This window comes from Wolbachia endosymbiont of Onchocerca gibsoni (assembly GCF_029169405.1).
GTDB lineage: Bacteria > Pseudomonadota > Alphaproteobacteria > Rickettsiales > Anaplasmataceae > Wolbachia.
Genome location: NZ_JABUMP010000001.1, coordinates 286,567 through 300,926, shown reverse-complemented (window position 1 = coordinate 300,926; position 14,360 = coordinate 286,567). Strand labels below are relative to the sequence as shown.

At 31.9% G+C, this 14,360-nt stretch carries 11 protein-coding genes and 1 tRNA gene; 9 read left to right on the top strand and 3 right to left on the bottom strand.

The annotated features are described in order from the left end of the window. Positions 1 to 1,071: 1,071 nt before the first annotated feature. Positions 1,072 to 2,325 carry a metallophosphoesterase gene (locus HSX44_RS01135; RefSeq protein WP_275601944.1) on the bottom strand — a complete coding sequence of 418 codons (1,254 nt, stop codon included), beginning with the start codon at positions 2,323 to 2,325 and terminating at the stop codon, positions 1,072 to 1,074. A gap of 190 nt (positions 2,326 to 2,515) precedes the next feature. On the opposite strand from HSX44_RS01135, the gene HSX44_RS01130 reads away from it, so the two are divergent. The 9 genes from HSX44_RS01130 (at position 2,516) to HSX44_RS01090 (ending at position 12,353) form a co-directional block, all read left to right on the top strand. After that, positions 2,516 to 2,603 (top strand) — tRNA-Leu (locus HSX44_RS01130). A gap of 29 nt (positions 2,604 to 2,632) precedes the next feature. After that, positions 2,633 to 3,715 carry a GTP cyclohydrolase II gene (locus HSX44_RS01125; protein ID WP_275601943.1) on the top strand — a complete coding sequence of 361 codons (1,083 nt, stop codon included), beginning with the start codon at positions 2,633 to 2,635 and terminating at the stop codon, positions 3,713 to 3,715. Between the two features lie 62 nt (positions 3,716 to 3,777). Beyond that, complete coding sequence (locus tag HSX44_RS01120; protein WP_025264062.1) at positions 3,778 to 4,461, top strand: VirB8 family type IV secretion system protein; 684 nt, start codon at positions 3,778 to 3,780, stop codon at positions 4,459 to 4,461. Further along, a complete protein-coding gene (virB9, locus tag HSX44_RS01115) occupies positions 4,448 to 5,254 on the top strand; it encodes a P-type conjugative transfer protein VirB9 (protein ID WP_275601942.1) in 807 nt (268 codons plus the stop codon). Before HSX44_RS01120 ends, virB9 begins: the two co-directional genes overlap by 14 nt. Before the next feature lie 16 nt (positions 5,255 to 5,270). After that, on the top strand, positions 5,271 to 6,764 hold the full coding sequence (locus HSX44_RS01110; protein ID WP_275601941.1) for a TrbI/VirB10 family protein: 1,494 nt from the start codon (positions 5,271 to 5,273) through the stop codon (positions 6,762 to 6,764). Next, positions 6,761 to 7,753: a P-type DNA transfer ATPase VirB11 gene (virB11, locus tag HSX44_RS01105; protein ID WP_275601940.1), complete on the top strand. Its 993-nt coding sequence runs from the start codon at positions 6,761 to 6,763 to the stop codon at positions 7,751 to 7,753. Before HSX44_RS01110 ends, virB11 begins: the two co-directional genes overlap by 4 nt. Positions 7,754 to 7,780: 27 nt before the next feature. Beyond that, on the top strand, positions 7,781 to 9,820 hold the full coding sequence (locus tag HSX44_RS01100; RefSeq protein ID WP_275601939.1) for a type IV secretory system conjugative DNA transfer family protein: 2,040 nt from the start codon (positions 7,781 to 7,783) through the stop codon (positions 9,818 to 9,820). A 112-nt stretch (positions 9,821 to 9,932) separates the two neighbouring features. Further along, a complete protein-coding gene (locus tag HSX44_RS01095; RefSeq protein WP_275601938.1) occupies positions 9,933 to 10,802 on the top strand; it encodes a P44/Msp2 family outer membrane protein in 870 nt (289 codons plus the stop codon). Between the two features lie 219 nt (positions 10,803 to 11,021). Beyond that, positions 11,022 to 12,353, top strand: a complete 1,332-nt coding sequence (locus HSX44_RS01090; protein ID WP_275601937.1) for an alanine:cation symporter family protein — start codon at positions 11,022 to 11,024, stop codon at positions 12,351 to 12,353. A 1,094-nt stretch (positions 12,354 to 13,447) separates the two neighbouring features. Here HSX44_RS01090 and HSX44_RS01085 read toward each other — a convergent pair. Continuing rightward, positions 13,448 to 14,044, bottom strand: a complete 597-nt coding sequence (locus HSX44_RS01085) for a Maf family nucleotide pyrophosphatase (protein WP_275601936.1) — start codon at positions 14,042 to 14,044, stop codon at positions 13,448 to 13,450. Then, the gene (gene infA / locus HSX44_RS01080) at positions 14,022 to 14,285 is read right to left on the bottom strand and encodes a translation initiation factor IF-1 (RefSeq protein WP_014869087.1); all 264 of its coding nucleotides are present in this window, start codon (positions 14,283 to 14,285) and stop codon (positions 14,022 to 14,024) included. Before infA ends, HSX44_RS01085 begins: the two co-directional genes overlap by 23 nt. Positions 14,286 to 14,360 lie beyond the last annotated feature (75 nt).

The window sequence follows — 14,360 nt, the reverse complement described above, 5'->3', positions numbered from 1 at the left end:
AAGCTTATTTTGGAATCGATAGGTACTTTTTTAAAACACTAACTATGAACTAGAAAGAGAATAGAGAAAAGAAGAAAAACAGGGTAACTTCCAAGCATAGCTATAGCAGAAGATTACCCAATAAGTAAAATATAATAGAGCTATCTTATAGATAATAATTGCGAAATAATAGATGAAAGTTTCACAAGTAGGCTATTATCCAATGATAAGGGAAATACAAGAGTACTAAAAATATAATGTATTCCGAAATTATAATAACAATTCTACTACATTGAAATTAGATACGAAAATTTCAAATCGTTTTATCAACTACTATCTAAAAGGCATTGCATAGTCAGACTTTCTAATATTCCTTCATATGTAGGTTTATTGAGCTAAAGCCGATTATATTCGATTTTGCTACAATGGCTACGTGAGCAAGTAAGAAATACATATATCCTATATTAATTCGATACCTAATTGCACAATAAGCTATAGAAAAAGAGTCCCAAAAAATAAAGTTTTTGCTGAAATTACAAAGTTAAGCAAAAGCACTTGCATTACTGGTTTACAAGTTCCAAACTGCATATGGTAATCAATAAAAATAGTGAAATTCAAGGGTTCACTCTAGCAAAAAATAATGTTAATGGCAGAGGATTAGTTTTAGATCTAACTCGAAAATCAATAGGCTTATAATTTAAAGTAAAGGCTATATTAAAAACTGTTTAATAGAAACCTCAAGCCTACTAATTAACAAAATAAAAATATAAAGACTACATTAATTTTATTAAATGGAAAGGTTTTTCTGAAAAAAAAGACCTATCATTAAAATAACTTCTATCTGCCTCAAAAGTAGACTTGAGATAGAACATAACCACCTAATCCCATATTAACTTCCTAGTCACATTTTTTCTATGCTTATTTCGTATCCTTTACACCACAAAAAGACATTCCATTTCTAACACTTTCTTTACTGGCTAATTCATAATTAGCAAATCTTAATACTGTATACATTGAAGCAATAAGAAAAACAATTATAATATTTTTTGTTATTAAACATAAAAGAGAGCCATATTAAGCTAAATTATAGCTTTAATATACCATAAGCTTAAAGTCTTTCGTCAATTTTACAGAATACATTTTTTTATTATCTTGATTATAGAAAGTAAATTCGTGATCATCTAAGTCTAATATTGCAAAACCGAAGCCAAAAAAGTTTCTAACTTCATATGCTAAATAACTTTTATTATTTGGATAACTAAACTCTACATTTCGGTAAATCGGCTTCTGATCTTGAGCATGTAGTAATGCACCACCGTTCCCGATTATGATCTGATCTGGAACACTGTCCATTAATAATATCTGAGCTATATGAATGTGTCCAGAGACTATAGTAGTTACGTTACTGGGAAATTTATCTCCAAAAGCTTCAATTTGTGTAAGATTGCCATGGCTCTTTAGTGTTAAAAATTCTTTCTTTGGGGATCTCCAAAGTGGTTTGTGAGTTAAAAACCATGTAGGTTTATCAGAATTATCTTGCACTAATTTACTAAATTGTTTTTTAAAAGTATCAGTCATCTTTTGATTTGGAAAAACATCCTTACCAGAAGAAGAGTCAAAAACGAAGAATCTAATCGGTCCAGCATCTAAAGACCAGCTAGGAATGCAATCTACACACTTTTCAGATGAAATGGGATATGGATCTAGATACCTAAACCATCCCTCATAAGCTCCATTACAATCTTCATGATTTCCTCTAACAAAAAGAAAGGAAGATTGCGATAAAATATCCTTTGCAGGATTAAACCAATCAGCGTACCAAACTTCTTTATTATATCCATAAACATTACCACACTTTTTTGTATTTCTACATTTTGTTTTTCTGTAATGATAATCGCCAACATGAATAGTTAGATCTGGTTTATGAAGAGCAATAGAATCTAAATTTTTTTTAAAAGGCCAGCTGTCTTCTGAATTGCATTCCTGCTGAAATAATGCACTTGTTCTACAGCCCGTGTCACCAATAAAAGCAATTTTACTAATCTTTTCTGGTAGTGTGGGAATTTGTGTATTATCAATACTAATGTTTTTAGCACTTGCCTTTATTATCAGTTCACAAACCGTTTCGGTGTGATTGCCACTGTTAATTGAGCTGCGATTTAGCATTTCTACTTTCTCACCATCAATATAAGCAATTGGACATATATTATTACCTATAATTGCACGTACACTTAATTTGTTTCCTGGAATAACTTGAGACCAAGTATACAATATTTGTGCGTAAACAGAATAGAAATTAGTTATAAGGAGTAAAGTCAAAAAAACAAAAATATTAGCTACATTCATTTATATAAAAACCTAAGTTAAAAGTCAGTAATGTAATCACCTTAAATAGGTAAAGTTTACAATCATAAAATCCGCTACTTAATCGTATAGGCAATTTTAAAATTATCCTAGTATCAGATTGACACTTCAGATAAAAAATCTTAAAGTGATTAAGTAATTTAAAATAATTATATAAAAACTAGAATGAAGTGCGGTCGTGGTGGAATTGGTAGACACGCAGTGTTGAGGTCGCTGTGGCTTATAAGGCCTTGGAAGTTCAAGTCTTCTCGTCCGCACCAGTTTTCTTATTATTGTTTATATAGGTAAGATGTTTACAGAGAATCAAGGTAAAAATAAGGTAGAAAGAGCCATTAGCGAAATCAAGCGTGGCTTACCAATTTTAATATATAATAAAAATGATTATCTATTGTTTACTGCTGCTGAAACTTTGGAGAAAGATTTATTTAATCAGCATAAGCTTATATCAGAAAATCTGTATATCACTTTAACTTCAAGCAAGATGCAGCATACATTAAAGAATGGAGAAAGTGGTAACAAACGCTTGCAAGTAAGCAACTTTAATGAACTGCTCGATTTAATAAACTGTTCGATAGAAGATTATACAAAGAGGTTACAATGCTCAAAAACAATAGATAAATATGCTACCACTTTGCTTAAGTTTTCAGAGTTATTGCCATATGCGTTGGTGGTTGATATGACTTTTAAAGATGAGAATGAAATGCAATATTGGTGTGAGAAGAATGATGTTATTGCATTGTACACATCATTCATAAATCATTACCAACAAGATTATGATATATATGAAGTATGCAAAACATCTCTATTTTTGAGGCAAACCCAAAAGGCGAATATCATATCTTACAGAACTAAAAATCGCGGAAAAGAACATTATGCAATCATTATTGGCAATCCAAATGAAGAAGGTGAACCATTAGTGAGAATTCATTCTTCATGCTACACAGGTGACTTGTTAGACAGCTTATCATGCGATTGTAGAAGCCAGTTACATCAAGCAATCCAGATAATGTCTGACTCTGGGAGCGGAATTATATTATACTTGATGCAAGATGGAAGAGGTATTGGTTTAACTAATAAGTTGAGAGCATATGGTATGCAGAGAAAATATAACCTTGACACTGTAGATGCAAATAGAATACTGGGCTTTAAAAATGATGAAAGAAACTTTACTGTTGCAGCTAAAATGCTTGAGAAATTAAGCATCAAAAAAATCCAATTACTTACAAATAACGATAAGAAGTTATTAGAGTTGAAAAGTAGTGGCATAGAGGTTACAAAGTGTCTACCACTTATTACGGAACGTAATAAATATAATGATTCATATATGGAGACAAAATTTAGTAAGCTAGGTCATAGATTAAAAGTTTTTTAGTTTTAACTACTTCGTTAATTTACTGGGTTCATTAATATAAGTTGAGATTTTAAATAATTAAGATGCTAAAGTTTTTTAAGCAAGAAAAAAATAATAAGTTGTTGGATAAAGATATAAATTGGAATTCGAATCGTTATAGCATAGTTGTTGCTCAGAGAAATACTCTACTTCTATTTACATTAATATTGTCGGTAGCAATTTTTATAAGCATATTAGCTATATTCAAAATTAGCACTAGTAGTACTATTGAGCCATTTGTTATAGAAATTGAAAAAAAATCAGGAATAGTGCAATGGGTTGATCCTGTTACGGTAAAGCAATATTCCGCAGATGAAGTGCTAAATAATCATTTTATTGCAGAATATATAAAGTCAAGAGAAATTTTTGACCCATATAACTACAATTATAACTACTACACAAAGGTAAGATTATTTTCCTCACCTAGCGTATATAATGAGTTTAAAAATTACACAAAACTACAGAATATGGATGATCTTTTTAGTTTATATTCAGACTTTATTAAAAATGAGTTTAAGATTCGCTCAATTCAGAAATTGCATGATAATACCTTTCAGGTGAGGTTCACTGTAGAATTTACACAAAAAGATGGAAACTCTATAAGAAAAAATAAAATAGCTATTATGTCATATAGATATGCGTCACTTGAAATGAATGATCAGCAAAGGTATGTTAACCCGTTAGGATTTCAGGTTACTTCTTATAGAGTAGATGATGAATATGTATAGAACATTATTAGCTTTAGCTTTACTGGTAAGTAATGATTTAAATGCATCAGTCAATTATAGTAGGCCTATTTCTGTAGACAGCAGAATAAAAACTTTTGTGTATAGTCCTAACGAAGTATTTACAGTTGTTTTCAGTCAAGGTTACTATTCTTATATACAGTTTGCAGAAGGAGAGAAAGTCAAAAATATCGCCGTTGGTGATGCATCTAGTTGGAAAATTAGTCCTTATGATAATAAATTACTTATTATGCCATTTGAAGTTAGTGGTCGTACTAATATGATTATTACAACTACNAAAAAAAGGGATTATATTTTTGATTTAATCTCAAGACCGAATTATGATAAACACCCAGATACTAATGCTGAGAAAACAAGCTATGATTATTCTACTGAAAAAGATATATCTTATGTAGTACGTTTTTATTATCCTCAAGAGGAAGATGAGTTTGACGTTGATTTAGATGAAATATCTACTCCTACCCAAATGCAATATGTTGTAGATAATCTCGAAGATGTAGTACAGGAAAATGCCACAAAGTACAATTATACGTATATCAATGAAGGTGTTAAAGCTGATCTAATACCAATAGAGTTGTTTGATGACGGCTATTTAACCTATTTTAAATTTAGGGATGGTAACAAAATACCTCAGGTTTTTGTAGAGGAAAACAAAGCTAAATTGCCTTGTAAAAGACTGTTATTTGATGGTTATGTTATAATAAAAGGGGTGCATAGGAAGCTATTCATACGCTACGAAGATGATGAGATCGAAATTATAAATAGATCACTTTAGCTTTGGTTCATATAATATGAATAAAGAGATGCATAATAATTCGGATAATGAGTCAGAAATAGAGAGCAAAGTAGTAACAGTTGGCTCTAATCAAAGCCATAGAGTATTAGTGATTATTATTTTAGTATTTCTAGTTAGTGGAGTGTATTACCTCTATTTTAATCCTTCTTCTGATAAAGAGAATGTAGAAGTCATTAAAAAAGAAGAAATAAAGCAAAATGTTCAAGAGTTAAAAGAAAAATTAGAAAAAGTTCCAGATGATACGATATTTCATGAAAGGTTAATAACTGACTTGCCGTCTTTACCTCCTCTTTCTACACCACAAGTTATACCAGAAGTAAGGCAGATTAAAAAAGAAAAAGTAGTAAAAAGAGAAGAAGAAAAACCAAAAGAAGCTCATCTGTCAAATATACCTGTCCTGCCGAAACAAAACTTCCCTTACAGCAGTATTAGTAGTAGCAATTTACCTACTTCATTGCCCACAATAGGAAACAGTGGTTATCCTAAAGATAGACGTAATACACAAATGTTAGCAGTTTTAGATAGTGGAAAAGAGAAGAAGGCTGCCAATGCTATTTTATCCAACACTTCAGCGCAATTAAGCACAGCTAACAAAGTAGGAAAACCAGAATTTATGATTACTCAAGGTAAAATTATCGATGCTATCCTTGAGACTGCAATAGATTCTGATCTGCAAGGTGTGTTGCGTGCTGTAGTTAGTGATGATGTTTATGCAGAAGCTGGTGATACAGTTTTAATACCTAAAGGTTCGAGATTAATAGGCAGCTATTCGTTCGATTCAGATATGGCAAGAGCCAGCATAAATATAAATTGGAATAGAATTATTCTTCCTCATGGAATAGATATTACTATTTCATCACCTGGTACCGATAAACTTGGTAGAGCGGGAATCACTGGCATAATTGATAACAAAATAGCAAGCGCATTATTTTCTTCAATATTACTAGCAGGCGTCTCAATTAGTTCAGCTGTTATAGCACAAAAAGCTTCCAATCTTATTAATGTATTTACTGTCATGAATCTAGTGAGATCTATCACTGCAACTGAAATAGATATCTCTCCTCTTAGGGACATTATTGGCAGAAAGAGCAGTTTCCAGCAAGATGAAGAGAAGGCAAAAAATGATGAGTGGAAACTTAAGATTGGAGCTATTAGAAAAATTAAGAATGCATCTAACGAACGAAATCTGGTTGAGATATTTAAGCAAGTAGTAAAAGACCTAGAGTTAAATTCGATCGACAGTAATAAAGTTGATGAAGTTACTTTAGAAGATATAAAACTATTACTACAAAAGCAAGAAAACAAGTCTGTTTATGAAGAAGCAATTGGAAAATCAATCAACGATTTTTCTAGAGATATACGAGATATAGTTAACAAATATACAGATAAAAAAACAACTATTTATGTTGATCAAGGCACTGCGTTGAAAGTATTTGTTAACCAAGATATAGTATTTTCTCCACAGGCAATATTAAAATTAATAAGATGAACTATACCGCACTTGACACATATTTAGAGCCCTTACAAGGCCTTTTTAAGGAAGAAGGTGTAAATGAAATATCAATAAATAAGCCAAAGGAAGTATGGATTGAAAATCGTGGTGAAATGAGGTGTGAAAAATTAGAAGTATTTGATCTTGACCATTTAAAATCTCTTGGGAGATTAATCGCTCAAGCTACAGAACAAAAACTGAGTGAGGAAGAACCACTGCTTTCAGCAACATTACCAAATGGTTACCGTATACAGATAGTATTTCCTCCAGCATGTGAGCATGATAAAGCGATCATGTCAATTCGTAAACCTTCCACCATGCAATTGGTATTAGACGATTATGAGAAAATGGGAGCTTTTTCTGAAACTGCTATAGAAGTAACCGATAATCCAGTAGATCGTCACCTGGATTTATTATTAAAGCAAAAGAAAATAAAAGAGTTTTTAGAGTACGCTGTAGTAAATAAGAAAAATATCATAATTAGTGGTGGAACTTCTACTGGTAAAACTACTTTCACTAATGCTACTTTGCGTGCTATTCCAGCTAAAGAAAGAATCATTACCGTTGAAGATGCAAGGGAAATCATTTTGAATGATCATCTCAATAGAGTACATCTAATTGCCTCCAAAGGAGGGCAGGGCAGGGCAAAAGTAACTACTCAAGATTTGATAGAAGCGTGCTTACGTTTAAGGCCAGATAGAATAATAGTTGGCGAGCTACGTGGAATAGAAGCTTTTAGTTTCCTTAGAGCAATAAACACTGGTCACCCAGGGTCAATATCAACCATTCATGCTGATAGTCCAACGATGGCCCTTGAGCAAATAAAATTGATGATTATGCAAGCAAACCTCGGTATGTCTCCAGATCAAATCATGCCATACATTAAGAATGTAATTGATATTATCATTCAACTAAAAAGAACCAACGGGGGAAAAAGAAGTATTTCTGAAATATTATTTACTAGATCTTTAAATAAAAACTTATAAATTTATATGAATAAAAGAAAGTAGTTTATGAGTCATAGTGGAAACCATCTACGCAATATTTTGATAGGAGGTGTTGTAGTTTTCAGCATACTGGAGTTTTGCTTCTATTTATCTGGAATATTGTTCCATCTATTTGTTGATGGCCCAGATGGTGTAGATTTTAAAGCAGTTAATCCTAGTTTAACTCCTTTTCCTCAATCTCTCTGGCCAACAATTTTTGATCACATACAATATTGTTGGCATCATCCAGAGTTATATAGCTCTGAACTCACAATTAAATTAATTGCATCTTCCGTACTACCTATCATTGTTTTAATAACTGTTTTGTGGAATCTAAGAGAGAGGATAATTGAATGGCGTCCATTTAAAAAGAAAGAATCGCTCCACGGAGATTCAAAGTGGGCATCAGAGAAAGACATACGAAAGGCAGGGTTAAGAAGCAAGAAAGGATTGTTGCTTGGTAAGGATAAAAGAGGCTACTTTATTGCTGACGGATATCAACACACATTGTTGTTTGCACCTACAGGTTCTGGTAAAGGTGTCGGTTTCGTAATTCCTAATTTACTATTCTGGACTGATTCGGTAATTGTACACGACATAAAATTAGAGAACTATGAAATAACAAGTGGTTGGCGAGAACGACAAGGACAAAAAGTATATGTATGGAATCCAGCACAGCCAGATGGAATTAGCCACTGTTATAACCCATTAGAGTGGATTAGCGAAAAACCTGGACAAATGGTTGATGACGTGCAAAAAATAGCAAACTTAATCATGCCTGAGCAAGATTTTTGGCAAAATGAAGCAAGAAGCTTATTTGTTGGAGTAGTATTATACTTACTTGCTACACCAGAGAAGGTGAAATCTTTTGGCGAAGTTGTACGTACGATGCGTAGTGATGATGTAGTTTATAATCTTGCTGTTGTTTTAGATACGATGGGTAAAATTATACATCCTGTAGCATATATGAATATTGCAGCCTTTTTGCAAAAAGCTGACAAAGAAAGATCAGGTGTTGTTTCAACAATGAACTCATCACTCGAGTTATGGGCAAATCCTCTAATCGATACTGCAACTACAACGAGTGATTTTAATATTTTAGATTTTAAAAAGGAGAAAGTTACAGTTTACGTTGGTTTAACTCCAGATAACTTAAATAGGTTAAGACCTTTAATGCAAGTTTTCTATCAGCAAGCAACTGAGTTCTTGTGTAGAAAATTACCTTTGGATGACGAGCCTTATGGCGTATTATTTTTAATGGATGAGTTTCCAACACTTGGAAAAATGGAGCAGTTTCAAACTGGTATTGCATATTTTCGTGGGTATAGAGTTAGATTATTCTTAATTGTTCAAGATACTGAGCAACTCAAAGGAATATACGAAGAAGCAGGAATGAACTCTTTTTTATCAAACTCAACTTATAGAATAACTTTTGCAGCCAATAACATTGAAACGGCTAATTTAATATCGCAGCTTATAGGAAACAAAACTGTACAACAGGAATCGTTAAATAAACCTAAATTTTTAGATTTGAACCCTGCTTCAAGGTCGTTACATATCTCTGAAACACAGAGAGCATTGCTGTTGCCTCAAGAGATTATTATGTTGCCGCGTGATGAGCAAATAATCTTGATAGAATCGACTTACCCAATTAAATCAAAGAAAATTTTATACTATAATGATAGTACCTTCAGAAGAAAACTACTTAAGCCAACCCGTGTACCTACACAGGAACCATATGATCCAAATAAAGTCTTTTCTACTACTAGCAATGGTAGAGTTAATAACGAAGAAAGTAATGCTGTTGAAGAGAAGTCTAACACTGTTGATTACCCTATTAAAGCTCAAACTAAGGATGCAGCATACGATAAATCAAATATCAACGATAAATTTGAAGATGGAGATATCTATAATGAAGATGTTGACGGTAAGTTTGAAGATGAAGAAGATGACGATGAATTCGATGATGAATTTGAAGAAGAAAAAGATTATGACAAGTTTGATGACGAAGAGGATGAGTTTGAAGATGAAAATATTAGCGATAAGCTAAAAAATAATGAGAAGTAAAACCAACCTTACCTATTTTCTGACTCAAAAAATAAGTTATATTAAGTTTTCTACATTAAGCCATTTTTAATTAATTAGTATTAAATTAACTATTTTAAATAGAGAAATAATAATGAGTAACAAAAAAATATTAGCGGTTACAGTATTTGCTTTATTGTTACCGCAACAGTCTTTTGCAAGTAAAACAGAAAGGTTTTACTTTAGTAGTAGATACCACGGTCAATTTTTTAATAACATAGGTTTACTGAAAGTGAAAAAAATAGAGAATAACCCTAGAAAACACATAACTATAAACAAGATGTATATTTCCAATAAGATTAAAGATCAAAAACTAAGTGAGCATAAAAAAGACTACAATCCACCCTTTGCTGGAGGTATAGCATTCGGTTATGAAGGAAAATTAGGTAACAGTAGCTATAGAACTGAATTAGAAGGAATATATTCTTCTGTAAAGGTAGGCAATGTTAGCCAAAAAGGTAGCTGGATGAGTATATTATACTTCAAGGGAATTGGAGAAGGTGCAAACAGAAAAACTTATATGTATGCTGCTAAAGCTGATAGTGACCAAATTGAAAATGTATCTGTAATGGTAAATACTTGCTATCACTTAAAAAGTAACAGTTTCTCCTTTTCCCCTTATATTGGAGCTGGAACCGGTTTAACAAGAATGAAGATGTTCGGGAAAACATTAATAGGACCTGCATATCAATTAAAAGCTGGTCTTGATTATCGCATAAGCAAAGATGCAAATATGCGTGTTGGATATAGACATTTTGGTACCTTTGGCAAAGGCTACAAGCTAAAAGTAGATTTATTAGGAGAAGTAAAGCCAGGTACCTCAGGAGCAAAATCGACACTTGATGATAATGTTAAAGAAGCTTCATTAATAGGAGTTGAAAAACAAGAAGATATAAATACAGGTAGTGGATTATTGACTACACATGGTATAGAGGCTGGTCTCATTTTTTATTTTGCTAATTAAAGCCTAAATCCTAAAAAAAACAATAGGCACCTCCATTGATATCATTCTAACGTTCCTTCCTTGTCACCCTAGCACGCTGGGTTATCTAGCTCATACTAAAGAAGCTATAAGATGATAGAAACAAGCTTGTTAATTGCATGAACTCTTACAGAAATAGCTTTAGGTGTTTTTAACTTTTGTTTGTATACTCAAGTCAAAACACTTATTTTCAGCCTGTAGATGGACACAATAAAATTTGTTTTATTAATGCTGACAATATTACTCATATTAATTACCAGTATTTACTTATCGGTTAGACTAAAATGGTTACAAATATTTAGATTACCATACGCGCTTTCACTCATTGGAATCAAAAGAAGAGAAAATAAGTTTTCTTCTATAGCTGCCCTATTTACAACTTTAGGGGGAAATTTAGGAGTAGGAAATATTTCAGGAACTGCCGTTGCTCTAAAAACCGGTGGACCTGGCTCCATTTTATGGATGACAATAATTATTGTCATCACTTCTGTAATAAAATATGTTACTTGTTATCTGAGTATGAAGACCAGAAAGAAAAAAAATGGAAAGTTTATAGGTGGTCCTATATCTTGTGTGGCTGATGCATTTAACTCTAAGAAAGCTACAGCTATGTTCCTAGCCATTATGATAATGGCTTCCATAACTGTTGGTAATCTTGTTCAAGTAAATTCTCTATCAATACCGCTTAGCATAATAGATGTTCCTATGGTTGTTGGCGGGGTTATAATAGCTATAATATTTTTTGCTGTTGCAGCTTTTAACTTAAAAAAAATTAAAATTTTTATATCGGCTATGATACCGATAATGACGGTAAGTTATCTTACACTTTGTGGTATTATATTATTTAAGTTTAGCAAAAACATTCTCCCTTCTTTGAAACTAATAACAAGCAGTTTCCTTACAACTAGTAGTTTCAACTCTGGTTTATCTCTAGGCTTAATTTTGGAAGTGTTAACCATTATTCGAGTAGGAACTTTACGTGGTATTTTTGCAACAGATATAGGACTTGGCCTTGAAGGCACTGTACATTCTTCAATTGTTCCTAAAAAAAATAGCAATAAATTTATTATTGAACAGAGTCTGATTACAATAATATCACCTTTTATAGTTGCATTTATAGTGTTTGTTACAGCAATGGTACTACTTGTTACAGATTCTTGGGTCACTGATTTAGAGAGTACTAATATGTGTATATTTGCTTTTAAAAGATCTATGAGTTGGCCTTATATTGATTATTTAATCATGGTCATAATGTTTTGTTTCGCTTTTACTACTATTTTTACTTGGTTTTTTTGCTCAAAACAAACAATACGCTACGTATCTATGAATGATAAATATATTAAAATCTGGATTGTAATTTTTACTGTGATTATTCCGGTTGGTGCAATAAATAGAGTTCAATTACTTTGGGATATTGCTGATATTTCGATTGCTGCTTTATTGTTTATTAACATACTTACTATACTCAAACTAACTTCTAGAAATCCAGAAGTATTTACTATGAGTAGCAGATATTTAAAATTACAAGCATAACTAAAATGCAGCGGTCACCATCTAAGTAGCACAACTTTTTTATAAAAACTTAACTAATTACCGTAATAATTATACTAGCTAAGAACTAAAAGGTAAACAGAGATCTAAAAATAGGTGGTTTATTCTTACATAAAATACAATTCAGGAAAGTGAAGAAAAGCAAAATGAAATAAAACAAGACAGTAGACAATCATCTAAAGCTTTTATAGAAATAATATAAATAACTGTTATTAGTATTGTTCAAGCTGCTTGAGAATGAAAGTTTAGGTTTTCAGAACACTAGATTACAGTCTATTAGTGAAAATGATTTAAGTGACGGAAAAAACTCTCAGAAAAAAGAAACTTCTCTACCATAGTCACCTAAGAACTAGTTCACTCAGAGGTGAATAAAGAAATAAGAAAAAAATTTAACACCTGAGTTCCGAAAATTAGGAGAAAGAAAAGGTTTATAGGATAATATTAAAATTATATAATAAAAAATGATTTACGGCATGTTGATGTTAGCAATAGGAAAGCATCAATCAAAAAAAGCGACAAAATGACAGTTTAACAAATACAAAAAACGGCAGATCAACTATTGATATTTCTGTTTCAACACCAAACAGTAGAAATGATTTAGGTGTAGAAAAGCGGACGCACATAGTGTGCCTTCTATAGCGATAGTAGTAGAATCAATATCTTCGTTACTACCGAGGAAAATGTAGATATTAGGCAAAATAATAAAGCTTAATTATAGAAAAGTTCTTATAAAAGAGAAGAATCTTTAAAAAAGAAGTAAAGCATTTAAAAAATAAAAGGAAAAAAGAAGAAATACTAGACAAATTAAATCCAAGCTATTCATTTCCAATCCACAATAATCAATCATGTATAGTCTCAAGTAGACCATAAATATTTAACTAACAAGCTTGAGGAAGAGAGGTTAAGTCTTCAAAAGAAAGGCAAATTATCAGGAGAACGTGGGAAAGATAGTAAAAATCACAGTAGTAAAACGCATAGTAGAACATGCTGATAGTAGTGATTATGCATAAAATTGTAAACCAGATTTACCTTGGACTAAACGTATCAAGCAGCAACAAGAAAAAGATAAAAGTGTGTCAATATAAGTTGAGGTTAAAATAATTACTTAGTAAACAATAAGTTTCATGTAATGGTAGCCCTATAACAGAAGAGTATGAGCCACGTAAAAACAATACGAACATTTCAGCAAGGCCTTGTATATTGCACCCTCCTGCTTTATTTTTCCACTCTTCTGATGCTAAATAAAATTTAATTTCTTGTACACTGAGACGTTTAAATTTCACTATTGTAACTACAGTTCTAATATGCTGTTTAAATCGATTAGGAGTTAATAAACACACACTGGTATATACTCTGTGTCTTCTTCCCGACAATAAACGAATGTATTTTTCTGCTTGTTCAACGTTTTCGGCTTTGAGCAATATTCTCCTGCCACAGGCAACGACCGTATCAACACCAAGCACAAAGTAACTTGGATTTAAACTTTGTATTTTTTCAGCTTTACTTTTTGCCATGCGGATTGAATAATCTTTTGGAAGTTCTTTCTTCGAAGGAGTTTTGTCTATATCTGCTGACAAAATTAAGCCTGGTTTAATATTTATTCGTTTTAGTAAAGCTATTCGCCCTTCTGATGATGAGGCAAGAATAAGACTATTTAGAGATAGTTCTTTCACTTATACCTTTAAGCCTTCTAATTATCCGACCTTTTTTTGCATTCCTATCGTAAATACTCATTTCAACTAGCACCCTATCTCCGATAACAATGCGTATTTTGCTTCTTCTTACTCTTCCTGACACATGACAGATGATTTCATGCTCATTATCTAACTTTACTCTAAATTCTGCCGCAGGTAATAAAACAGTCACTATTCCTTCTACCTCAAAAATTGTTTTCGACTTTTCGTCTTTTATCATTTATTATACTATAGTTAATAATCTTTGTCAGTCTACCATAGATCTTAAAGAAGATAAAAGACCTTTTTTCACTAA

What these genes read in the sequence shown, in the direction of transcription:
- HSX44_RS01110 (WP_275601941.1), top strand. Translation starts at nt 5,271, where the DNA reads ATGAATAAAGAGATGCATAATAATTCGGATAATGAGTCAGAAATAGAG.
- HSX44_RS01135 (WP_275601944.1), bottom strand. Translation starts at nt 2,325, where the DNA reads ATGAATGTAGCTAATATTTTTGTTTTTTTGACTTTACTCCTTATAACT.
- HSX44_RS01100 (WP_275601939.1), top strand. Translation starts at nt 7,781, where the DNA reads ATGAGTCATAGTGGAAACCATCTACGCAATATTTTGATAGGAGGTGTT.
- HSX44_RS01120 (WP_025264062.1), top strand. Translation starts at nt 3,778, where the DNA reads ATGCTAAAGTTTTTTAAGCAAGAAAAAAATAATAAGTTGTTGGATAAA.
- virB11 (WP_275601940.1), top strand. Translation starts at nt 6,761, where the DNA reads ATGAACTATACCGCACTTGACACATATTTAGAGCCCTTACAAGGCCTT.
- HSX44_RS01125 (WP_275601943.1), top strand. Translation starts at nt 2,633, where the DNA reads ATGTTTACAGAGAATCAAGGTAAAAATAAGGTAGAAAGAGCCATTAGC.
- HSX44_RS01095 (WP_275601938.1), top strand. Translation starts at nt 9,933, where the DNA reads ATGAGTAACAAAAAAATATTAGCGGTTACAGTATTTGCTTTATTGTTA.
- infA (WP_014869087.1), bottom strand. Translation starts at nt 14,285, where the DNA reads ATGATAAAAGACGAAAAGTCGAAAACAATTTTTGAGGTAGAAGGAATA.
- HSX44_RS01090 (WP_275601937.1), top strand. Translation starts at nt 11,022, where the DNA reads ATGGACACAATAAAATTTGTTTTATTAATGCTGACAATATTACTCATA.